Raw genomic sequence first — 19619 nt, forward strand, 5'->3', positions numbered from 1 at the left:
CGTCGGCGAAGTTTTGCACCACGGCCAAGTACGCCATACTGCGCGCTGTTTTTTCGGGGATGGATCGCATGAACAAGGGTTGGACCAACACTGCCGGACTGATGGCCTTGCTGCTGACCGGTGTACCGGCGGTATTCGCGGCGTCGGCACCGCCATTGAGCGAGGTGAAAGTCATCAAGGTTCAGTCGTCGTCCTGCGGGCTCGAAGACATTACCGATGGCCAGGTTCAGACCCGCTGTGATCACAGCGCGCCGGGCATCAAGGTGTATGTGCTGGAAATCGGCTACGGCCAGAGCCAGCCTCAGGCGGCGCTGGACGGTTTCGAAGTGAATGGCACCCGGAGCCCGGTCTGTGCTTTCGATAACGGCAACCTGACCGAGTGCACGCCAGGCGCGAAGACCGTCGGTTCGCTGTACACCTTCGATCTGGCAGCCCGTCAGGAAGGCACCTTTACCTTCAGCAATACGTCGATCAACGCCCCGCGCAACACGATGTCGACCCAGCTTTACATCAAGTAACGGCTGTCGCCGAACAGGGCACGGCAAAGCTGACTACGCTTTAAAGACCACCCAGCGGAAAGCGCCCATGACCTTTAGAGCCCTGATTACCCTCGCCGAGGGCATCGATGATCTGCAATGCGTGACCCTGATCGACGTGCTGCGTCGCGCCGGCGTCGAAGTGGTGGCGGCCAGCATCGAAGGCCGGCGCATGCTGACCTGCGCACGGGGCACGCGACTGACTGCCGACGGCATGCTCATTGATGTGCTGGCCCAGACCTTCGACCTGATTGTCCTGCCCGGCGGCGCTGTCGGCGCGCAACACCTGGCCGCGCACCAGCCTCTGCAACAATTGCTCAAGGATCAGGCCAGCGCCGGACGCTTGTTCGCCGCCATCGCCGAGGCCCCGGCGGTCGCGCTGCAAAGCTTTGGCGTTTTGCGCCAAAGACGCATGACCTGCCTGCCCGCCACCAGCCATAACCTCTCCGGTTGCACCTTTGTCGATCAACCCGTAGTGGTCGACGGCAATTGCATCACCGCCCAGGGCTCCGGCGCCGCGCTGGCATTTGCGCTGACGCTGGTCGAGCAACTGGCGGGCAAGGCTGCCAGAGCAAAGGTGGCGGGGGAGTTATTGGCCTGAGAGCGTCAGGCGTGAGCAGCGATTGGTTGAATGGCTGGCTGCTCACGATGCTCGGCTTGCCAAAGGTCGTAATCGGTTTGAACCCCTAGCCACATTCGAGCCTTGCCAATCCCCGCGCGTTCCAGTCGTACAGCCAGATCCGGGCTGATCGGCGCATGTCCGTGCAAAACACGAGAAAGGTGAGGACGAGCGAATCCCAGATGCCGAGCCAATTCGGTCACGCTGATACCGAGCTCCGGCAATATATCCATCAGCAGTGTTTCACCGGGGTGTGGCGGGTTGTGCATGGGCATGGGATTTGATCATGCGGCGAGTGTAAGGCGATACATTACACTCAATGCGGTATCTATGTACCGCATCTTTTCGAGCTATTTGTGCTTGGGGGATGGCCCCGCTGGTGGAGCCCGTGTAGCTAGGCCTTCACCTCTTCCACCGGCACATGCATCCGGTCGCGGTTGGCCAGGGTCGGGAACAGTTTGATCCAGGTTCCGGTCACCACCAGCGTGCCGATGCCGCCCATCACCACCGCCGGTACGGTGCCGAACCAGTGGGCGGTGAGGCCCGATTCGAATTCGCCCAACTGGTTCGAGGCGCCGATGAACAGGCCGTTCACCGCGCTGACCCGCCCGCGCATTTCGTCCGGGGTCTCCAGTTGCACGAAGGAGGCGCGGATCACCATGCTGATCATGTCTGCCGCGCCGAGCACCACCAGTACCGCCAGCGAGAACCAGAACGACGTCGACAGGCCGAAGGCGATGGTGGCCACACCAAATACGCCGACGGCAGTGAACATCACCCGTCCGACGTTTCGCTCAACGGCAAACCGCGACAGGAACAGCGACATCATCAGCGCGCCAACCGCCGGCGCCGAGCGCAGCAACCCCAGCCCCCACGGCCCGGTCAGCAGGATGTCCTTGGCGAACACCGGCAACAGCGCCGTGGCGCCGCCGAGCAGCACCGCGAACAGATCCAGCGAAATCGCACCAAGAATGTCCGGACGGCTACGAATGAAGCGAATCCCCGCCAGCAACGAATCCAGCGTCGCCTTGCCTTTGTTCAGCGGTGTTTGCCGTGCGGGCAGGTTGAGCATCAAGGTGCAGGCGATGACATACAGAATCACCGTCGGGCCATAGACCCACACGCTGCCGAAGGCATAGAGCAGACCGCCGAGCGCCGGTGCGACGATGGTGGCCGATTGCTGCGCCGACTGTGCGGCGGCGACCGCCCGCGGGAACAACGCACTGGGCACGATGCTCGGCAGCAGCGCTTGAGTGGTCGGCATCTCGAACGAGCGTGCGGCGCCGAGCAGGAACGCCAGGATAAAGATCATTTCCCGGGTGACATGATCGGTTGCACTGCCGATGGCCAATGCCAGCGCGATCAGGGCCTGCAACGACTGGCAGATCGCCGCGACTCTGCGTCGGTCGTAGCGGTCGGCAACGTGGCCGGTGTGCAGCATGAACAATACCCGTGGTGCGAATTCCACCAACCCGACCAGACCCAGGTCGAGCACATTGCCGGTCAATTGATAGAGGTTCCAGCCGATCGCCACGGTGAGCATCTGAAAACCACTGGCGGTGAAAATCCGGGCAAACCAGAACGCAAGAAAGGGACGGTGGTGACGTAACAGCAAGGGCTCTTGGCTGGGCATTTGCGGGCCGGTCGTGATCGAGGGGAACCGCGAGATTATCACCAGTCTGTAACAGGAAGTTGCTATGACAGAAAATTTAGTTAGCCAGACATCGATTTTTCTGCGCCGTGGCACGAAACCCGGCCACCGATGTATTTCAGGGCGTTGCCGTGACTGTGAGGCAACTTGTCACGCGGCAAAAGACCACGCGGTTTCCCGTCGGAAATGGGACTACTCTTTCTACGTTGATTGATCCAGATCAAGACCCTTCGTGGAAACGATCGCGGACCCGTCGGCAGACTCCCTGCGTCGCGATGCCTGTAAAAAGAAGAACGAATTCGAGTTCGCCGCACTCCATACCCGTGGGGGCAGTGGTTCAAGGCCGCCAGTCCTGGAACCGTTATCTGATAGAGGAAAGCTTATGTTCGGTTTAGAGGCCCTGGATCTCGCCCGAATTCAGTTTGCATTCACCATCTCGTTCCACATCCTGTTCCCGGCGATCACCATCGGTCTTGCGAGCTATCTCGCGGTGCTGGAAGGCCTGTGGCTGAAAACCGGTAACGATACCTATCGCGATCTCTACCACTTCTGGTCGAAGATCTTTGCCGTCAACTTCGGCATGGGCGTGGTATCGGGGCTGGTCATGGCCTACCAGTTCGGTACCAACTGGAGCCGCTTCTCGGACTTCGCCGGTTCCGTTACCGGGCCGTTGCTGACGTATGAAGTGCTCACGGCGTTCTTCCTCGAAGCCGGTTTCCTCGGCGTGATGCTGTTCGGCTGGAACAAGGTCGGGCGCAAGCTGCACTTCTTCTCCACGGTGATGGTGGCCATTGGCACGCTGATTTCGACCTTCTGGATTCTCGCTTCCAACAGCTGGATGCAGACCCCGCAGGGCTTCGAGATCGTCAACGGTCAGGTCATTCCAACCGACTGGCTGGCAATTGTCTTCAACCCATCGTTCCCCTATCGCCTGATGCACATGGCAACGGCCGCGTTCGTCGCAACGGCGTTCTTCGTCGGTTCGTCAGCGGCCTGGCACCTGCTGCGCGGCAAGGACAACCCGGCGATCCGCACCATGCTGTCGATGGCGATGTGGATGGCGTTGATCGTTGCGCCGATCCAGGCGGTCATCGGCGACTTCCACGGCCTCAACACCCTCGAGCATCAGCCAGCGAAAATCGCTGCGATCGAAGGCCACTGGGAAAACGTTGGGGACGAAGCGACACCGCTGATCCTGTTCGGCTGGCCGGACATGAAGGAAGAAAAAACCAAGTTCGCTGTCGAGATTCCATACCTCGGCAGCCTGATCCTGACCCACTCGCTGGACAAGCAAGTCCCGGCGCTCAAGGAGTTCCCGCCAGAAGACCGGCCGAATTCCACCATCGTGTTCTGGTCGTTCCGGATCATGGTCGGCCTCGGCTTCCTGATGATCTTCACCGGTCTGTGGAGTTTGTGGTTGCGCAAGCGTGACTCGCTCTACACCTCGCGGCCGTTCCTGTACCTGGCGTTGTGGATGGGGCCGTCGGGTCTGATCGCGATCCTGGCGGGCTGGTTCACCACTGAAATCGGCCGTCAGCCGTGGGTGGTCTACGGACTGATGCGCACTGCGGATGCGTCGTCCAACCACAGCTTCATGCAGATGAGCATCACGCTGATCATGTTCGTGGTGGTGTACTTCGCGCTGTTCGGTGCGGGTCTGGGCTACATGATGCGCCTGGTGCGCAAAGGGCCGAAGACCGACGAAGGCAAGGAAACCAACGAAGGTGGTCCTGGCCAGAAACGCACGCCGGCCCGTCCGTTGTCCGCTGCCGACGACGATGGCGCCGAACACGACCGCAGCCTGACCAAGGAGATTTGAGTCATGGGTATTGATCTTCCGCTGATCTGGGCCGTGATCATCATCTTCGGCATCATGATGTACGTGGTCATGGACGGTTTCGACCTGGGGATCGGGATTCTCTTTCCGTTCATCCCCGGCAAGACCGACCGCGACGTGATGATGAACACCGTCGCCCCGGTGTGGGACGGCAACGAAACCTGGCTGGTGCTGGGCGGCGCTGCGTTGTTCGGCGCGTTCCCGCTGGCCTATTCGGTGGTGCTGTCGGCGCTGTACCTGCCGCTGATTTTCATGCTGATCGGGCTGATCTTCCGTGGCGTGGCGTTCGAGTTCCGCTTCAAGGCCAAGGACGACAAGCGTCACCTGTGGGACAAGGCATTCATCGGTGGTTCGATTGCCGCAACGTTTTTCCAGGGTGTGGCGCTGGGCGCGTTCATCGATGGTCTGCCAGTGGTCAACCGGCAATATGCCGGCGGTTCACTGGACTGGCTGACGCCGTTCACGCTGTTCTGCGGCGCCGCACTGGTGGTGGCGTATGCCTTGCTCGGCTGCACCTGGCTGATCATGAAGACCGAAGGCAAGTTGCAGGAACAGATGCATGACCTGGCGCGTCCTCTGGCCTTCGTGCTGTTGGCGGTGATCGGTGCCGTCAGTCTGTGGACGCCGCTGGCCCATCCGGAAATTGCGACGCGCTGGTTCAGCATGCCGAATCTGTTCTGGTTCATGCCGGTGCCGATTCTGGTGCTGGTGACGATGTACGGTCTGATTCGCGCGGTGGCACGCAATGCCAACTACATGCCGTTCCTGCTGACCCTGGTGCTGATCTTCCTCGGCTACAGCGGTCTGGGCATCAGCCTGTGGCCGAACATCGTGCCGCCGTCGATCTCGATCTGGGACGCCGCCGCACCGCCGCAAAGCCAGGGCTTCATGCTGGTGGGCACGCTGTTCATCATCCCGTTCATCCTGGGTTACACCTTCTGGAGCTACTACGTGTTCCGCGGCAAGGTCACCCACGAAGACGGTTATCACTAAGGGTGATCACGATGGCGCCGACGGCGGCGCCATCTCCCTCAACCGGAGGATGCAAGCATGACCGGCAAACATTCCCTGCACGACATTGAAGAAGCCGAAAAAAAGCCGCTGTGGCAGCGGCTCGGCTGGTTGGCCATGATCTGGGTCGGCAGCGTCGGTGCATTGTTCATCGTCGCCAGCCTGATGCGCCTGTTCATGAATGCAGCAGGCCTGACCACGCACTGAGACTTCCCATCCCGCTGCCTTGCGGCACGGATTTTTGACCCTCCGACCGGAGGGTTTTTTTTTTGCCCGGGTTATTTGCGCGCCTTGAGGATCACGAACTTTGGCGTGGCCGCGACTTGCTCGACTCCGCGGAACAGCCGCGCCAGTTTGCTGTGATAACCCAGATGACGGTTGCCGACGATGTACAGCGCACCACCGACCACCAGCGCTTCGCGAGCCTGCTGGAACATGCGCCAGGCGAGGAAATCGCCGACCACCTGTTGCTGGTGGAACGGCGGGTTGCACAGCACTACGTCCAGCGACTGCGCTTCCTGTCCGGCAAGGCCGTCGCCTGCGCGCACGATCGCTTCACGTTCACCCAGCGCCGCGCGCCAGTTTTCGGCCGCCGATTGCACGGCCATGAACGATTCGTCCACCAGCGTGTAGTGCGCGTCGGGGTTTTGCAGGGCACTGGCGATGGCCAGTACGCCGTTGCCGCAGCCAAGATCCGCGACTCGCGCAGCGCCGAGGTTTTTCGGCAGGTGCGGAAGGAAGGCGCGGGTGCCGATGTCCAGGCCTTCACGGCAGAACACGTTGGCATGGTTGAGCAGTTCGATGGCCGGCTCGTCGAGGCGATAACGGGTCGGGTAGGGCGAGACAGCGGGTGCCTTCGCCTCGGGCGTGGCGATCAGCAAGCGTGCCTTCTTCACCGCCAGCGAAGCCTGAACCGGGCCGATATAGCGTTCCAGCAGATCCCCGGCGGCCCGCGGCAAATGCTTGACCATTGCGGCTGCCACCACTTGCGCACCGGGCGCCAATTGGCCTTGCAGGCGAATCAGTTGTTCTTCCAGCAGGGCGAGGGTTTTCGGGACGCGGATCAGCACCCGGTCGAACGGCCCGACCAACGGGTCGCTGGCGGGAATACCGCGCACAGCATCGAACGCCTGGCCATTACGCAGCAGGTTTTTTTCCAGCCCCTGAAACGCCAGGAACGAATCACCGCTGGTGCTGACCTGCACTTTGCCCAAGAGGCTGATGGCCAGCGCGCCGAAGCTGTCGTTAAGTACCAGAACCCGCGTCTCGATCGGCACGTTCTGTTCGGCCAGATGATTGAGCAGGTATTCGTCGGCCGCATCGAACGCTTGCAGCGGTTCGTTCTGCTGTTCGGGCTGGCGGATCAGATCGAGCTGGGCGAAGGGCGTATCGAGCAAAGGCATGGGGCGGGGACTCTGGGTAATCAACGGGTGTCCCGCAGCCCAGGGTTTCGTGCGGCGGAACCGTCCGAGTGGACAGCGGCGCGAAGTTACGCGTCATCACTCAGGAAGGTCGCAAATGGTACTTTTTTTTCGACTGCAATACTTGGCTGATTTCCGGCGCGCCGACTAGATGATCCCGGCCTTGGCGGCGGCAATGACCGCAGAGATCTTGTTGCAGACGTTCAACTTCTCCATCACGTTGTGCACGTGATAGTTGATGGTGCGTTCGCTGAGACTCAGGATTCTGGCGCACTCATAGGCTGTCTTGCCGACTGCGCACAGCTTCAGCACTTCTATTTCACGGGCCGACAACCGAGGTTGCCGAGTCTGCTCCGCGCGCGTGGGGAGTGTACGGGCGAACAGTTCGCTCAAATGACTGGTGACATAGAACATGTAGCCAAAATGTTCGTACAGCTCCATCGGGGTGATCGGGCAGTGTGGCCGTGCCAGGCTGAGAATGCTGCAAAAACCGCTGTCCGTATTAAGGAATGATTGCGACCAGCCATGCTGCAGTCCCTGGTCCTGAAGTGCCTCCCAGAGTTGTGGCGCTTTGCAGAAGACTTCCTGGGTCCAGACAATCGGCAACATCGAGCGATTGCAATGTGCTATTACCGGGTCAACTTCTTCGTGATTTTTTTCTTCATATTGCCGGCTCCATGATTGGGGATAGTTGTTGATATGCAAGGATTTGAACGCAGTGCTCCGATCTGTCGGAATCACTGAAATACCACAAAAGCTGAATCCGAGATTTTGGGCGAACCTTTCCAGAATCGGATACGCCGTGTCTATGTGCTTGGCATAGGTCAGTTGTTTTAACTGAGACTCCTTCCACATTTCCATTGAGGATTCTCCATACATTCCGAGGGGGTGCTTTGGATCCAAAATCCAGCACGTAATCGAGTGTAGGAGATTTCTTGCGGAATGTTCTGAACATTTCGCTCTTGTTGAACATCGAGTTTGTATAAAGCGTTATTAAGCAAAAGTCGTTTTTGTATTCAGGGTGTAATACTAAAAGAGCGCGTACTGATGGGTTACTTATTGCGAGGTGGGCGGCTTCTATTGGTCAAAATAAGGCTGCTAAATGCCATCATTTACTGTGGGTGTTTAAATGTACAACTTTGCGCGACACTGTTAGCCCATGCCGAAAGGAGTGTCCCATGACCGTCAGTGCAGAAAAGTTCACGTGCCAGACCCTGCTCGACGTGCAACCCTTGACCTCAAGTCTGTTCACCTTGCGTACGACGCGCGACGCCGGCTTTCGCTTTCGGGCCGGTCAGTTTGCCAGACTGGGCGTGACCAAGCCCGATGGCAGCACGGTGTGGCGTGCCTACTCCATGGTGTCCTCGCCGTTCGACGAGTTCCTCGAGTTCTTCTCGATCGTGGTGCCGGGTGGTGAGTTCACCAGTGAGCTGAGTCGACTGCAGGCGGGTGATTCATTGTTGGTGGAACGTCAGGCATTTGGCTACCTGACCCTGGATCGATTTGTCGATGGTCGCGATCTTTGGCTGCTTTCCACAGGCACCGGCGTGGCCCCCTTTCTGTCGATTCTGCAGGACTTTGAAGTCTGGGAAAAATTCGAACGCATCATTCTTGTGTACAGCGTGCGGGAAGGGCGGGAGCTGGCCTATCAACAGCTGATCACCGAGCTGACACAGCGCGACTACCTCGCCGATTACGCCCACAAGTTCCGGTTCATTCCGGTGGTTACGCGTGAGCCGTACGCAGGTGCCCTCCATGGACGCATCACTACGCTGATTGAAAATGGCGAGCTGGAAAAGGTGGCCGGTGTCGAACTCACTCCCGCTTATTCTCGGGTCATGCTCTGCGGCAATCCGCAGATGATCGATGACACCCGGGCGCTACTCAAGCAACGCGGCATGGCCTTGAGCCTGACCCGGCGACCGGGGCAAGTGGCGGTAGAAAACTACTGGTGAAAAAACGGCGCCTTCTGGCGCCGTTCAGCGTATTCAAGGCCGGTTGTTCTGGGCCTTGAGCAGATCGCGGATCTCGCCCAGCAATTCTTCTTCCTTGGTCGGTACCGGCGGCAGGGTCGGGGCCACGGCTTCTTCGCGTTTGAGGCGGTTGATGGCTTTGACGCCCATGAAAATCGCGAAGGCGACGATCACGAAGTCAAGAACGCTCTGGATGAATTTACCGTACGCCAATACCACCGCTGGGGCGCTGCCCTCGGCGGCTTTCAGCGTGATGGCCAGGTCACTGAAGTCCACCCCGCCGATCAGCAGTCCGATTGGCGGCATGATCACGTCACCTACAAACGACGAAACGATTTTGCCGAACGCCGCGCCGATGATGATACCGACGGCCATGTCGACCACATTGCCTTTGACCGCGAAGGCCTTGAACTCGCTAAGCACGCCCATAGTTATTTCCTTGTTACAGATGAGTTTGGTGTCAGCAGTGTAAATCAGCAAAACGCGTCCTGCGCGAAACACCTTCTTACAATGCCCGCTTTTATCGACACATCGATTGATCATTAGTTTGCAAAGTGCCACCAATCGCGCGCGAAATACGCTGCAACGTGCTGATATTCAAGAAAAAACCATCAATCATGTCGTTACGAACTTTCTATTTATGTTTGGCGAGCTGAGCTTCTAGCCTCTGGTTGGCGCACCTGGATGCGCCTCAAAAGAACAGAGGAGTCTGAAATGAATTCCATGCCTGGCCTGAGCGCCTTTCCCTTTCGTCGTACCTTCGGTTTGTTGACTGCCGGTCTACTGACCCTCTCCGCGAATGCCGCGCCCCTGACCCGGGATAACGGTGCAGCGGTCGGTGACAATCAGAACTCACAGACCGCCGGCCCCAACGGACCGGTGTTGTTGCAGGATGTTCAGCTGATTCAGAAGCTGCAGCGCTTTGATCGTGAGCGCATTCCCGAGCGTGTCGTGCATGCCCGGGGTACCGGTGCACATGGCACGTTCACCGCGACCAACGACCTGAGTGATCTGAGCAAGGCCAAGGTGTTCGCCGTCGGGCAGATCACTCCGGTGTTCGTGCGCTTCTCATCCGTGGTGCATGGCAACCATTCTCCGGAGACTTTGCGTGATCCACGCGGGTTCGCGACCAAGTTCTACACGGCAGATGGCAACTGGGATCTGGTAGGCAACAACTTTCCTACCTTCTTCATACGCGATGCAATCAAGTTTCCGGACATGGTGCATGCCTTCAAGCCGGATCCTCGCACTAATCTGGATAACGATGCCCGACGCTTCGACTTCTTTTCCCATGTACCGGAAGCCACCCGCACGTTGACCGAGCTGTATTCCAACAATGGAACACCGGCCAGTTACAGGGAGATGGATGGTAACAGCGTACACGCCTACAAGTTGGTCAATGCCAAGGGCGATGTGAATTACGTGAAATTTCACTGGAAAAGTTTGCAAGGGATAAAGAATCTTGATCCTGAGCAAGTCGTGAAAGTACAGGGGCGCGATTATAGTCATATGAGTAATGACTTGGTGAGCCAGATCGGCAGTGGCAACTTTCCAAAGTGGGACTTATACATTCAGGTGCTAAAACCGCAAGACTTGTCCAAGTTTGATTTCGATCCTCTTGACGCTACCAAGATCTGGCCAGGTATTCCTGAGCGGAAAGTTGGACAAATGGTATTGAACCGTAACCCTTCCAATGTCTTCCAGGAAACCGAACAAGTTGCAATGGCACCGTCGAATGTCGTGCCGGGAATTGAACCTTCGGAAGACCGCTTGTTGCAGGGGCGGATGTTCTCTTACGCAGATACGCAAATGTATCGCCTTGGCGCCAACGCCCAGCAGTTGCCGATCAATGCCGCCAAAACGGCTGTCAACAATGGCAATCAGGATGGTGCCATGAATGCCGGTGCGAGCACCTCGGGCGTCAACTATGAGCCTAGCCGTCTGCAGCCGCGTGAAGAGACGGCAGGCGCGCGATACAGCCAAACCGCGCTGCAGGGCAGCACGCAACAGGCGAAGATCCAGCGTGAACAGAACTTCAAGCAGGCCGGAGATCTGTATCGCTCGTTCAGCAAGAAGGAACGTAAGGATCTGATCGAGAGCTTTGGCGGTTCGCTGGCGAGTGCCGATGACGAGAGCAAGCACATCATTCTGTCCTTTCTCTACAAGGCGGATCCGGAGTACGGCGCCGGTGTGACCAAAGTGGCCAAGGGTGACCTGGCCCGGGTCAAGGTTCTGGCGGCCAAACTGGCCGACTGACCGTGCGCCCCTCAAACCCCGGCAACTGTCGGGGTTTGACCGACAGCAGCGCCGTGCGTCTGGCCAGCGGAGAAATCCGTTCCGGCGCGCCGCGCTGATCGACGATGGCTGCGTTATCATCGCGGTTTTTGCCGGGGGTTCAGATGGCCAAGGCCAAGCGCATGTACGGCTGCACTGAGTGCGGCGCAACCTTTCCCAAGTGGGCCGGGCAGTGCGGTGAATGCGGCGCCTGGAACACCCTGACCGAAACCATGGTCGAGAGCGGCGGTGCCGCCGCCCCGAGCGGGCGCACCGGCTGGGCCGGGCAACAGGCCCAGATCAAGACCCTGGCCGAAGTCAGCATTGAAGAGATTCCGCGTTTTTCCACAGCCTCCGGTGAACTCGACCGAGTCCTTGGCGGCGGTCTGGTGGACGGTTCGGTGGTGCTGATCGGCGGCGATCCCGGTATCGGCAAATCGACGATTCTGTTGCAGACCCTGTGCAACCTCGCCAAGAGCATGCCGGCGCTGTACGTCACCGGTGAGGAATCCCAGCAACAGGTCGCCATGCGCGCACGCCGCCTGGGCCTGCCGCAGGATCAACTGCGGGTGATGACCGAAACCTGCATCGAAACCATCATCGCCACCGCCCGCCAGGAAAAACCCAAGGTGATGGTGATCGACTCGATCCAGACGATTTTCACCGAACAATTGCAATCGGCGCCGGGCGGCGTATCCCAGGTACGCGAAAGTGCGGCGTTGCTGGTGCGTTACGCCAAGCAAAGCGGTACGGCGATTTTCCTGGTCGGCCACGTGACCAAGGAGGGCGCGCTCGCAGGGCCGCGGGTTCTGGAGCACATGGTCGATACCGTGCTGTATTTCGAAGGCGAGTCCGACGGTCGGTTGCGTTTGCTGCGGGCGGTGAAAAACCGTTTCGGCGCGGTCAACGAGTTGGGTGTGTTCGGCATGACCGACAAGGGCCTGAAAGAAGTCTCCAACCCTTCGGCGATTTTTCTTACCCGTGCACAGGAAGAAGTCCCGGGCAGTGTGGTGATGGCAACGTGGGAAGGCACCCGGCCGATGCTGGTGGAAGTGCAGGCGCTAGTGGATGACAGTCATCTGGCCAACCCGCGTCGGGTCACCCTGGGGCTGGATCAGAATCGTCTGGCGATGCTGTTGGCGGTGCTGCACCGGCATGGCGGCATTCCGACCCACGATCAGGACGTGTTCCTCAACGTGGTCGGCGGGGTGAAGGTGCTGGAAACCGCCTCCGACCTGGCGTTGATGGCCGCGGTCATGTCGAGTCTGCGCAACCGTCCGCTTCCCCATGATTTGCTGGTGTTTGGTGAGGTCGGTCTGTCCGGCGAAGTGCGCCCGGTGCCGAGCGGTCAGGAGCGGTTGAAGGAAGCCGCCAAACACGGCTTCAAGCGCGCGATCGTGCCCAAGGGCAACGCGCCGAAGGAAGCACCGCCGGGTTTGCAGATCATTGCGGTGACGCGTCTGGAGCAGGCGCTGGATTCATTGTTCGAGTGATCAGACGTCGATCAGCGCCGCGAACTCGCGTTCCAGCTCGTTTTCGTCGGCCAGATTGAGTTCGATCAAGCGACGCAGGCGCTGAATCGACTCCAGGCTGATATGCCGGCAAACAAAACCGAGCTGGCCGCGATCTTCATGAGCCAGTTGCACATCCATCTCGATGTGCACGTCCTCGCTCAAATGAATCCCGACGAAAAAATCCTGCTCGGGATTGCCCAGCCAAGGCTCGGGCCGCTCGATCAACAACCCCTTGAGCGACAGGTCGATCAGCCTCACCGGCCAGATGTACTCGCCCTGGCTCAATTCGGTTCGGGCATCGAACGCGATACGTTTGAAGCGGCGACGCTCGGACGGGTGCTCGCTCATGGCGCAATCCTCAGGAAGGTCAGCTGACTATAGACCCGACCGGCGGGGTGATGCCAACGTATGGACTGTCTAGACCAATGTCGGGGTATGGCCTTTGCCGCCAACAGCGCTAAACTCGGGGTGGCTGTCTTTCTTGTCCACCCTGGCTGGAATAAAAAAATGAAAAATAATAATAGCCTGCTACGCCACTTACCCTGGCTGCTGCTGGCAATCGTAGGAGCGTGCGCCCTTGGCGTAGTGGCATTGCGCCGAGGCGAGGCGATCAACGCCTTGTGGATTGTGGTCGCCGCCGTGGCCATCTATCTGGTTGCGTACCGTTACTACAGTCTGTTCATCGCTAACAATGTGATGCAACTCGATCCGCGTCGGGCCACCCCCGCCGTGCTCAACAACGACGGTCTGGACTACGTTCCAACCAACAAACACATTCTCTTCGGACACCACTTCGCGGCCATTGCCGGCGCGGGTCCGCTGGTCGGCCCGGTACTGGCGGCGCAGATGGGCTATCTGCCCGGTACGCTGTGGCTGATCGCCGGCGTGGTGCTGGCGGGTGCGGTGCAGGACTTCATGGTCCTCTTCATGTCGACCCGTCGCAACGGCCGTTCCCTGGGCGACATGGTGCGTGAAGAAATGGGCCGTATCCCCGGCACCATCGCCCTGTTCGGCTGCTTCCTGATCATGATCATCATCCTCGCGGTGCTGGCGCTGATCGTGGTGAAAGCCCTGGCTGAAAGCCCATGGGGCATCTTCACCGTGATGGCGACCATCCCGATCGCGATGTTCATGGGCATCTACATGCGCTACATCCGTCCGGGCCGCATCGGCGAGATCTCGGTCGTCGGCGTGTTGTTGCTGCTGGGTTCGATCTGGCTGGGTGGGCAGATTGCCGCCGATCCGGTCTGGGCCAAGGCTTTCACCTTTACTGGCGTGCAGATTACCTGGATGCTGGTCGGTTACGGTTTCGTCGCCGCTTCGCTGCCGGTGTGGCTGATTCTGGCGCCGCGCGACTATCTCTCCACTTTCCTCAAGATCGGTACCATCGTCGCCCTGGCGATCGGCATCCTGGTGACCATGCCCGAGCTGAAAATGCCGGCACTGACCCAGTTCGTCGACGGCACCGGCCCGGTGTGGAAGGGCGGTCTGTTCCCGTTCCTGTTCATCACCATCGCTTGCGGTGCGGTCTCGGGTTTCCACGCGCTGATTTCTTCCGGCACTACGCCGAAGCTGCTGGATAACGAAACCAACGCCCGTTACATCGGTTACGGCGGCATGCTGATGGAATCGTTCGTGGCCATCATGGCCATGGTCGCGGCCTCGGTGATCGAACCAGGCGTGTACTTCGCCATGAACAGCCCGGCCGCCGTGGTCGGCGGTGATGTGGTGTCCGTGGCAACCGCAGTCAGTAACTGGGGCTTTGCAATTACCCCGGAAGCCCTGCAAGCCGTGGCGCATGACATCGGCGAAACCACCATTCTGGCCCGTGCCGGTGGTGCACCGACCCTGGCGGTCGGTATCGCGCAGATCCTGCACAGTGTCCTGCCGGGTGAAAACACCATGGCGTTCTGGTACCACTTCGCGATTCTGTTCGAAGCGCTGTTCATTCTGACCGCCGTCGATGCCGGTACCCGTGCCGGTCGCTTCATGCTGCAGGACCTGCTCGGCTCGTTCGTGCCGGCACTCAAACGTACCGAATCCTGGTCCGCCAACCTGATCGCCACCGCCGGTTGTGTGGCGATGTGGGGCTGGTTGCTGTATCAGGGCGTGGTCGATCCACTGGGCGGGATCAACACCCTGTGGCCGCTGTTCGGTATCTCCAACCAGATGCTGGCCGGTATCGCGTTGATGCTCGGCACCGTGGTCCTGATCAAGATGAAGCGCCAGCGCTACATCTGGGTCACCCTGCTGCCGGCCACCTGGCTGCTGATCTGCACCACGACTGCAGGCTTCATCAAGCTGTTCGACGCCAACCCGGCGATCGGTTTCCTGTCGCTGGCCAAGAAGTACAGCGATGCGCTGGCCGCAGGCCAGGTGCTCGCACCGGCCAAGAGCGTCGAGCAGATGCAGCACGTGATCTTCAACGCCTACACCAACGCTACATTGACCGCGCTGTTCCTGTTCGTGGTATTCAGCATCCTGTTCTATGCGCTCAAGGTCGGCATCGCCGCCTGGGGCAAAAAAGAGCGTACGGACAAAGAATCGCCATTCCAGGCCCTGCCGGACGCGTAACCAGAGGATTGCAGCATGTTCAATGACCTGAGTCGCCTCGGTAAATACCTCGGTCAGGCCGCGCGCCTGATGGTCGGCATGCCCGACTACGACACCTACGTCGAGCATATGCAGACCAAACACCCGGAAAAACCGGTGATGAGCTACGAGATGTTCTTTCGTGAACGTCAGGAAGCCCGTTACGGTGGCAAGGGTGGGCCGAAGTGCTGTTGAATCGTTGATCGCGGTTCACCAGAGATAGGTGGGAGCAGGTCTTTCGGCCTGCTCCCATTTTTATTTGTGCAATTGAAGGAGATCGAGTTTGTTTTCTCCCATTCCGGTCACGGTGCTCAGCGGTTTCCTCGGCGCCGGCAAGACCACCTTGCTGCGTCATTTATTGAAAGCCGAACACGGCCTGAAAATCGCCGTGATTGAAAACGAATTCAGCGACGCCGGCATCGACACCCAACTGCTGGGCGACGAGCCGGTGCAAGTCATGACCCTGGCCAACGGCTGCGTCTGCTGCACCATCCACACCGACCTTACCAAGGCCTTGTACCTGCTGCTCGAACGGCTGGACAGCGGCGAAATCGCCTTTGATCGACTGGTCATCGAATGCACCGGCCTGGCCGACCCGGCCCCGGTGGCGCAGACCTTTTTCATCGACGAAGAACTGCGCGAGCGATATCTGCTCGACGGCATCATCACCCTGGTGGACGCCGCTCACGCCGAGCTGCACCTGACCCAGACCATCGCCCAGGCGCAGATCGGTTTTGCCGACCGCTTGCTGGTGAGCAAGACCGATCTGGTGGACGAGGCCGCGTTCACCGCGCTCAGCGAGCGACTGACCCGCATCAACCGCCGGGCACCGATCCGCGTGGTCGAACACGGCAACATCGATCTGGCTGAATTGCTTGATGTGCGCGGTTTCAACCTGAATGCCGATCTCGGCGGCGGGGTGAGCTTGCGGCCGGTCAGCAAGGCGCCGTCCATTGACCGGATTTCCAGTCTGGTGCTGCGTACCGACCAGCCGCTGGATATCGATCAGCTCAGCGAATTCATGAATGAACTGCTGGAAGAGCACGGCAAGCAATTGCTGCGCTACAAAGGCGTGTTGAACATTGCGGGCGAAGATCGGCGCCTGGTGTTCCAGGGCGTGCTGAAACTCTACGGCTTCGACTGGGACACCGAGTGGGCCGAGGGCGAGGCGCGGGAAAGCGTGATCGTGTTTATCGCCGATGATCTGCCGGAAGAGAAAATCCGGGCGGGGTTTGCTCGGGTCGTGGCAGGCTGAGGGATGTTCGGTGCCCGTGATGAAGTCATCGCGGGCAAGCCCGCTCCCACAGGTTAAACAGCGGGCACACTGTTTTTGATCGCCTCAAACCCTGTGGGAGCTGGCTTGCCAGCGATGGCGATTCAACCGGCAATACAACGTTCGAGGGATGAACCCAGCAACGTCTGCTCAAGGTGATCCAGATGCCGATTCATCAGCATGCCGGCTTTTGAAATATCTCCCCGCTCCACGGCCTCGACAATTGCCAAGTGTTCCTCCCATGCGCAACAGCTGTGCGTCTGCTCACCGCAGCGCGCAATCGCCAGCGACGTCAGCGGCACCAGCGTGCCGAGAAAGTGCGCCAACGGTGCATTCCGCGCCATTTTCGCCAACTGCAAATGGAACTCTCCGGACAGGCGAATCGCCGCCCCGCGTCGATCTTTATCAACAGCCTGGCGCTCGCATTCGATCAACGCTCGCAGGCGCTTCAAATCTTCAGCCTGCGCATGCTGACAAGCCAGCCGCACCAGCGTGTTCTCGGCCAGGCGCCGGGCGTGAAGGGCCTGACGCGTCTGCTCGGCATCCGGCGCAGCCACTCGCGGCCGGTGGTTGGCCCGCAGCACGATGATTTGTTCGTGGGACAGTTGGGTCAGCACCCGACGCACATCGGCGCGGCTGACGCCGAACATCTGCTTGAGACTCTCTTCGGTGAAACGACTGGTGGCATCGATGCGCTGTTCGAGGATCGCATCGAACAGGCGCGGATACAGATCGTCCACCGGCGCGTGCAGGCGGGAGAAGGGCAGGGCCGCCGAGGTCGGGCGAGGGTGCGACGGCGTGGCAAGACTGTTCATGGCCGGTCTCCAGTGTGAGGCGTTTCAGTGGCTCAAGTTGTCATCCGGGATATTCAGTTCGATGCCCATCCGCTGGCCTTCACGCAGGATGTGCCGGCGCATTTCGGCGCTGGCCTGGGCGCTGTTCTTGCAGCGGATCGCGCGCACTACGGCTTCGTTTTCCTCAAGGCGTTCGGCCAGGTGCTCCGGCGAATTGCGCAGCACTTCGGCACTTTGCTTGAGGGCGTTGCTCGTCTGTTGCACCACGCTCTGGAAAATCGGGTTCGAGGTCAGGGTGAACAATTCCTCGTGGAAGGCGATGTAGGCGCTGACGCCGGCCTCACTGTCGCCCGCTTCGAGGGCTTCGCGCATGTCCATCAGGGTCAGGCGCAGTTGCCCGACTTCCTTGCTGCTGATCGACTGCGCCACCAGACCGACGATGAACGGTTCGAGGGTGTAGCGCAGTTGCAGCACGTCTTCGAGACTGGCGCCGGCTACCGCGTTTTCGTGGCTTTGGCTGTCACTGGCCTGGGCATCGAGCACTACCACGCCTTTGCCCGGCATCGAGCGCACCAGGCCGAGGGTTTCCAGCACGATCACCGCTTCGCGCAGGCTCGGGCGGCTGATGCCCAGTTGTTCGGCCAGTTCGCGCTGACCCGGCAGCATCTCCCCGGAGCGCCACTGACCACGGGCCAGCGCGGCCCGGAGTTTTTCTACCACTGAGTTGACGACGGTTGATGTAGTAATCACGTGTTCGCTCCATGAGCCGTGCCTGCATCCGCGCAGGCACGGCGCTCATTCAGAATTCTTTGGCCGCCGCTTGAGCGACGGTTTTTCTCGGCTGAAAGTTATAGCCCTGCTCGCCGTTGAGCACCTTGTTCGCCCGCTGCACGTCGATGTCCTTTTCCCAGCGGGCGATGGCCACGGTGGCGACGCAGTTGCCGATCAGATTGGTCAGCGCCCGGCCGATGCCCATGAACCAGTCCACCGCCAGCACCAGCACCAGACCGACCACCGGAATCGCCGGGATGGCCGTCAGCGTGGCCGCGAGAATCACCAGCGCCGAACCGGGAATGCCGTGGGCACCTTTGGAGGTAATCAGCGATACCAGCAAAATCGTCAGCAGATCGGTCATGGCCAGCGGCGTACCCGTGGCGTTGGCGATGAACACGATGGCCAGCGTCAGGTAGATCGAGAAGCCGTCGAGGTTGAACGAGTAGCCGGTGGGAATCACCAGGCCAACGGTCGAGCTGCCGATGCCCAGATGTTCGAGCTTGCGCATGATCTGCGGCAGCACGGCATCGGAGGACGCGGTGCCCATGACGATCAGCAGTTCTTCACGCAGATACTTGAGCAGCGGCCACATGCGCAGGCCGGAGAGGCGCATCACCAGACCGAGAATCAGCGCGACGAAGGCGATGCAGGTCAGGTAGAACAACCCGACCAGGCTGCCCAGGTGTTGCAGGGAATCGAGGCCATATTTGCTGGTGGTGAAGGCGATGGCGCCGAACACGCCGATCGGAGCCAGACGCACGATCATGCCCATGATCCGGAAGATCACATGGCTCAGCTCGTTGATCAGCCGCGAGATCCCGGAAGCCGCTTCGCCCACCAGATTCAACGCGCTGCCGAACAGCACCGAGAACAGCAGCACTTGCAGGATGTTGTTGTCGGCGAATGCGCCGAGTACCGAGGTCGGGATCAGGTCCATCAGGAACTGGGTGGTGGTGTGCATGTGCTGGCCGCGCTCGGCGATGTCGCCCATGTCGGCGGCGGACAGCTGCTCCAGATGGATGTTGGCGCCGCTGCCGATCCCGGTGGTGAAGGCGAACACCAGACCGATCACCAGGGCGATGGTGGTCAGTACTTCGAAGTAGATCACCGACTTGAGGCCGATACGCCCGACCTTCTTCAGGTCGCCGGCGCCGCTGATGCCGCTGACCACCACGCAGAACACGATCAGGCCGATGAGCATCTTGATCAGTTTGATGAAACCGTCGCCGAGCGGTTTGAGCTGGGCCGAGTATTCAGGAAGGGTCAGCCCGCAGACGATGCCGAGCATCAGTCCGAGAACCACTTGGAGGAAGATTGAACGCGAGCACCATCTGAGCATGGGAGGAATCC

General features: G+C 59.8%; 20 protein-coding genes. 11 read left to right on the forward strand and 9 right to left on the reverse strand.

Translation table 11 applies throughout. From position 1 onward, the window contains the following. The first annotated feature begins 68 nt into the window (after positions 1 to 68). Together QLG12_RS08080 and QLG12_RS08085 are read left to right on the forward strand one after the other, a co-directional pair. Positions 69 to 518, forward strand: a complete 450-nt coding sequence (locus QLG12_RS08080; protein ID WP_197870534.1) for a DUF4879 domain-containing protein — start codon at positions 69 to 71, stop codon at positions 516 to 518. A gap of 67 nt (positions 519 to 585) precedes the next feature. Then, positions 586 to 1137 carry a DJ-1 family glyoxalase III gene (locus QLG12_RS08085; RefSeq protein ID WP_197870536.1) on the forward strand — a complete coding sequence of 184 codons (552 nt, stop codon included), beginning with the start codon at positions 586 to 588 and terminating at the stop codon, positions 1135 to 1137. Between the two features lie 5 nt (positions 1138 to 1142). Here the strand turns inward: QLG12_RS08085 and QLG12_RS08090 are convergent, their stop codons facing one another. Both QLG12_RS08090 and QLG12_RS08095 read right to left on the reverse strand, forming a co-directional pair. Next, on the reverse strand, positions 1143 to 1430 hold the full coding sequence (locus tag QLG12_RS08090) for a HigA family addiction module antitoxin (RefSeq protein ID WP_197870538.1): 288 nt from the start codon (positions 1428 to 1430) through the stop codon (positions 1143 to 1145). A 119-nt stretch (positions 1431 to 1549) separates the two neighbouring features. Next, positions 1550 to 2788: an MFS transporter gene (locus QLG12_RS08095; RefSeq protein ID WP_282474292.1), complete on the reverse strand. Its 1239-nt coding sequence runs from the start codon at positions 2786 to 2788 to the stop codon at positions 1550 to 1552. A 400-nt stretch (positions 2789 to 3188) separates the two neighbouring features. Between QLG12_RS08095 and QLG12_RS08100 the strand changes: the two genes are divergently transcribed. The 3 genes from QLG12_RS08100 to QLG12_RS08110 are packed head-to-tail and all read left to right on the forward strand — an operon-like array spanning position 3189 to position 5861. Continuing rightward, a complete protein-coding gene (locus QLG12_RS08100; protein WP_236194122.1) occupies positions 3189 to 4625 on the forward strand; it encodes a cytochrome ubiquinol oxidase subunit I in 1437 nt (478 codons plus the stop codon). Between the two features lie 3 nt (positions 4626 to 4628). Further along, positions 4629 to 5636, forward strand: coding sequence for a cytochrome d ubiquinol oxidase subunit II (gene cydB / locus QLG12_RS08105; protein ID WP_197870542.1), 1008 nt, complete (start codon positions 4629 to 4631; stop codon positions 5634 to 5636). A 57-nt stretch (positions 5637 to 5693) separates the two neighbouring features. Continuing rightward, positions 5694 to 5861 (forward strand): DUF2474 domain-containing protein, encoded by a 168-nt coding sequence (locus tag QLG12_RS08110; RefSeq protein WP_197870544.1) that lies wholly within the window; start codon positions 5694 to 5696, stop codon positions 5859 to 5861. 71 nt (positions 5862 to 5932) lie between these two features. Here the strand turns inward: QLG12_RS08110 and QLG12_RS08115 are convergent, their stop codons facing one another. Continuing rightward, positions 5933 to 7057 (reverse strand): class I SAM-dependent methyltransferase, encoded by a 1125-nt coding sequence (locus QLG12_RS08115; protein WP_197870546.1) that lies wholly within the window; start codon positions 7055 to 7057, stop codon positions 5933 to 5935. 165 nt (positions 7058 to 7222) lie between these two features. Then, positions 7223 to 7936, reverse strand: a complete 714-nt coding sequence (locus tag QLG12_RS08120) for an autoinducer binding domain-containing protein (protein WP_197870548.1) — start codon at positions 7934 to 7936, stop codon at positions 7223 to 7225. A gap of 317 nt (positions 7937 to 8253) precedes the next feature. Between QLG12_RS08120 and QLG12_RS08125 the strand changes: the two genes are divergently transcribed. Continuing rightward, positions 8254 to 9030 (forward strand): ferredoxin--NADP reductase, encoded by a 777-nt coding sequence (locus QLG12_RS08125; RefSeq protein WP_197870550.1) that lies wholly within the window; start codon positions 8254 to 8256, stop codon positions 9028 to 9030. 33 nt (positions 9031 to 9063) lie between these two features. On the opposite strand, the gene mscL is transcribed toward QLG12_RS08125, so the two are convergent. Next, positions 9064 to 9477 (reverse strand): large-conductance mechanosensitive channel protein MscL, encoded by a 414-nt coding sequence (gene mscL, locus QLG12_RS08130; RefSeq protein ID WP_041475433.1) that lies wholly within the window; start codon positions 9475 to 9477, stop codon positions 9064 to 9066. A 294-nt stretch (positions 9478 to 9771) separates the two neighbouring features. On the opposite strand from mscL, the gene QLG12_RS08135 reads away from it, so the two are divergent. Both QLG12_RS08135 and radA read left to right on the forward strand, forming a co-directional pair. Continuing rightward, positions 9772 to 11304, forward strand: coding sequence for a catalase (locus QLG12_RS08135; protein WP_282474316.1), 1533 nt, complete (start codon positions 9772 to 9774; stop codon positions 11302 to 11304). A gap of 143 nt (positions 11305 to 11447) precedes the next feature. After that, positions 11448 to 12815 carry a DNA repair protein RadA gene (gene radA, locus QLG12_RS08140; RefSeq protein ID WP_007950985.1) on the forward strand — a complete coding sequence of 456 codons (1368 nt, stop codon included), beginning with the start codon at positions 11448 to 11450 and terminating at the stop codon, positions 12813 to 12815. Here the strand turns inward: radA and QLG12_RS08145 are convergent, their stop codons facing one another. Next, complete coding sequence (locus QLG12_RS08145; RefSeq protein ID WP_282474293.1) at positions 12816 to 13184, reverse strand: PilZ domain-containing protein; 369 nt, start codon at positions 13182 to 13184, stop codon at positions 12816 to 12818. Between the two features lie 159 nt (positions 13185 to 13343). Here QLG12_RS08145 and QLG12_RS08150 point away from each other — a divergent pair, with 159 nt between their 5' ends. The 3 genes from QLG12_RS08150 to yjiA all read left to right on the forward strand — a co-directional run bounded on the left by QLG12_RS08150 (position 13344) and on the right by yjiA (position 16683). After that, positions 13344 to 15410 carry a carbon starvation CstA family protein gene (locus QLG12_RS08150; RefSeq protein WP_197870556.1) on the forward strand — a complete coding sequence of 689 codons (2067 nt, stop codon included), beginning with the start codon at positions 13344 to 13346 and terminating at the stop codon, positions 15408 to 15410. A 15-nt stretch (positions 15411 to 15425) separates the two neighbouring features. After that, positions 15426 to 15623 carry a YbdD/YjiX family protein gene (locus QLG12_RS08155; RefSeq protein WP_282474294.1) on the forward strand — a complete coding sequence of 66 codons (198 nt, stop codon included), beginning with the start codon at positions 15426 to 15428 and terminating at the stop codon, positions 15621 to 15623. Between the two features lie 88 nt (positions 15624 to 15711). After that, positions 15712 to 16683 carry a GTPase gene (gene yjiA, locus QLG12_RS08160; RefSeq protein WP_197870558.1) on the forward strand — a complete coding sequence of 324 codons (972 nt, stop codon included), beginning with the start codon at positions 15712 to 15714 and terminating at the stop codon, positions 16681 to 16683. 122 nt (positions 16684 to 16805) lie between these two features. Here yjiA and QLG12_RS08165 read toward each other — a convergent pair whose 3' ends face one another. From QLG12_RS08165 to QLG12_RS08175, 3 genes are read right to left on the reverse strand one after another with little or no spacing between them, the layout of a single operon-like run. Continuing rightward, positions 16806 to 17516 (reverse strand): GntR family transcriptional regulator, encoded by a 711-nt coding sequence (locus QLG12_RS08165; RefSeq protein ID WP_282474295.1) that lies wholly within the window; start codon positions 17514 to 17516, stop codon positions 16806 to 16808. Between the two features lie 24 nt (positions 17517 to 17540). Then, the gene (locus QLG12_RS08170; protein WP_236194116.1) at positions 17541 to 18245 is read right to left on the reverse strand and encodes a FadR/GntR family transcriptional regulator; all 705 of its coding nucleotides are present in this window, start codon (positions 18243 to 18245) and stop codon (positions 17541 to 17543) included. Between the two features lie 49 nt (positions 18246 to 18294). Beyond that, on the reverse strand, positions 18295 to 19608 hold the full coding sequence (locus QLG12_RS08175) for a C4-dicarboxylate transporter DctA (protein WP_011336023.1): 1314 nt from the start codon (positions 19606 to 19608) through the stop codon (positions 18295 to 18297). Between the last annotated feature and the right edge of the window lie 11 nt (positions 19609 to 19619).

This window comes from Pseudomonas sp. V88_4, assembly GCF_029967985.1.
GTDB lineage: Bacteria > Pseudomonadota > Gammaproteobacteria > Pseudomonadales > Pseudomonadaceae > Aquipseudomonas > Aquipseudomonas glycinae.

Coding starts and splice junctions, on each gene's coding strand:
- QLG12_RS08120 (WP_197870548.1), bottom strand. CDS start 7,936: ATGGAAATGTGGAAGGAGTCTCAGTTAAAACAACTGACCTATGCCAAG.
- QLG12_RS08085 (WP_197870536.1), top strand. CDS start 586: ATGACCTTTAGAGCCCTGATTACCCTCGCCGAGGGCATCGATGATCTG.
- cydB (WP_197870542.1), top strand. CDS start 4,629: ATGGGTATTGATCTTCCGCTGATCTGGGCCGTGATCATCATCTTCGGC.
- QLG12_RS08100 (WP_236194122.1), top strand. CDS start 3,189: ATGTTCGGTTTAGAGGCCCTGGATCTCGCCCGAATTCAGTTTGCATTC.
- QLG12_RS08175 (WP_011336023.1), bottom strand. CDS start 19,608: ATGCTCAGATGGTGCTCGCGTTCAATCTTCCTCCAAGTGGTTCTCGGA.
- QLG12_RS08145 (WP_282474293.1), bottom strand. CDS start 13,184: ATGAGCGAGCACCCGTCCGAGCGTCGCCGCTTCAAACGTATCGCGTTC.
- QLG12_RS08155 (WP_282474294.1), top strand. CDS start 15,426: ATGTTCAATGACCTGAGTCGCCTCGGTAAATACCTCGGTCAGGCCGCG.
- radA (WP_007950985.1), top strand. CDS start 11,448: ATGGCCAAGGCCAAGCGCATGTACGGCTGCACTGAGTGCGGCGCAACC.
- QLG12_RS08090 (WP_197870538.1), bottom strand. CDS start 1,430: ATGCCCATGCACAACCCGCCACACCCCGGTGAAACACTGCTGATGGAT.
- QLG12_RS08135 (WP_282474316.1), top strand. CDS start 9,772: ATGCCTGGCCTGAGCGCCTTTCCCTTTCGTCGTACCTTCGGTTTGTTG.
- QLG12_RS08110 (WP_197870544.1), top strand. CDS start 5,694: ATGACCGGCAAACATTCCCTGCACGACATTGAAGAAGCCGAAAAAAAG.
- QLG12_RS08150 (WP_197870556.1), top strand. CDS start 13,344: ATGAAAAATAATAATAGCCTGCTACGCCACTTACCCTGGCTGCTGCTG.
- mscL (WP_041475433.1), bottom strand. CDS start 9,477: ATGGGCGTGCTTAGCGAGTTCAAGGCCTTCGCGGTCAAAGGCAATGTG.
- QLG12_RS08165 (WP_282474295.1), bottom strand. CDS start 17,516: ATGAACAGTCTTGCCACGCCGTCGCACCCTCGCCCGACCTCGGCGGCC.
- QLG12_RS08125 (WP_197870550.1), top strand. CDS start 8,254: ATGACCGTCAGTGCAGAAAAGTTCACGTGCCAGACCCTGCTCGACGTG.
- QLG12_RS08115 (WP_197870546.1), bottom strand. CDS start 7,057: ATGCCTTTGCTCGATACGCCCTTCGCCCAGCTCGATCTGATCCGCCAG.
- QLG12_RS08080 (WP_197870534.1), top strand. CDS start 69: ATGAACAAGGGTTGGACCAACACTGCCGGACTGATGGCCTTGCTGCTG.
- QLG12_RS08095 (WP_282474292.1), bottom strand. CDS start 2,788: ATGCCCAGCCAAGAGCCCTTGCTGTTACGTCACCACCGTCCCTTTCTT.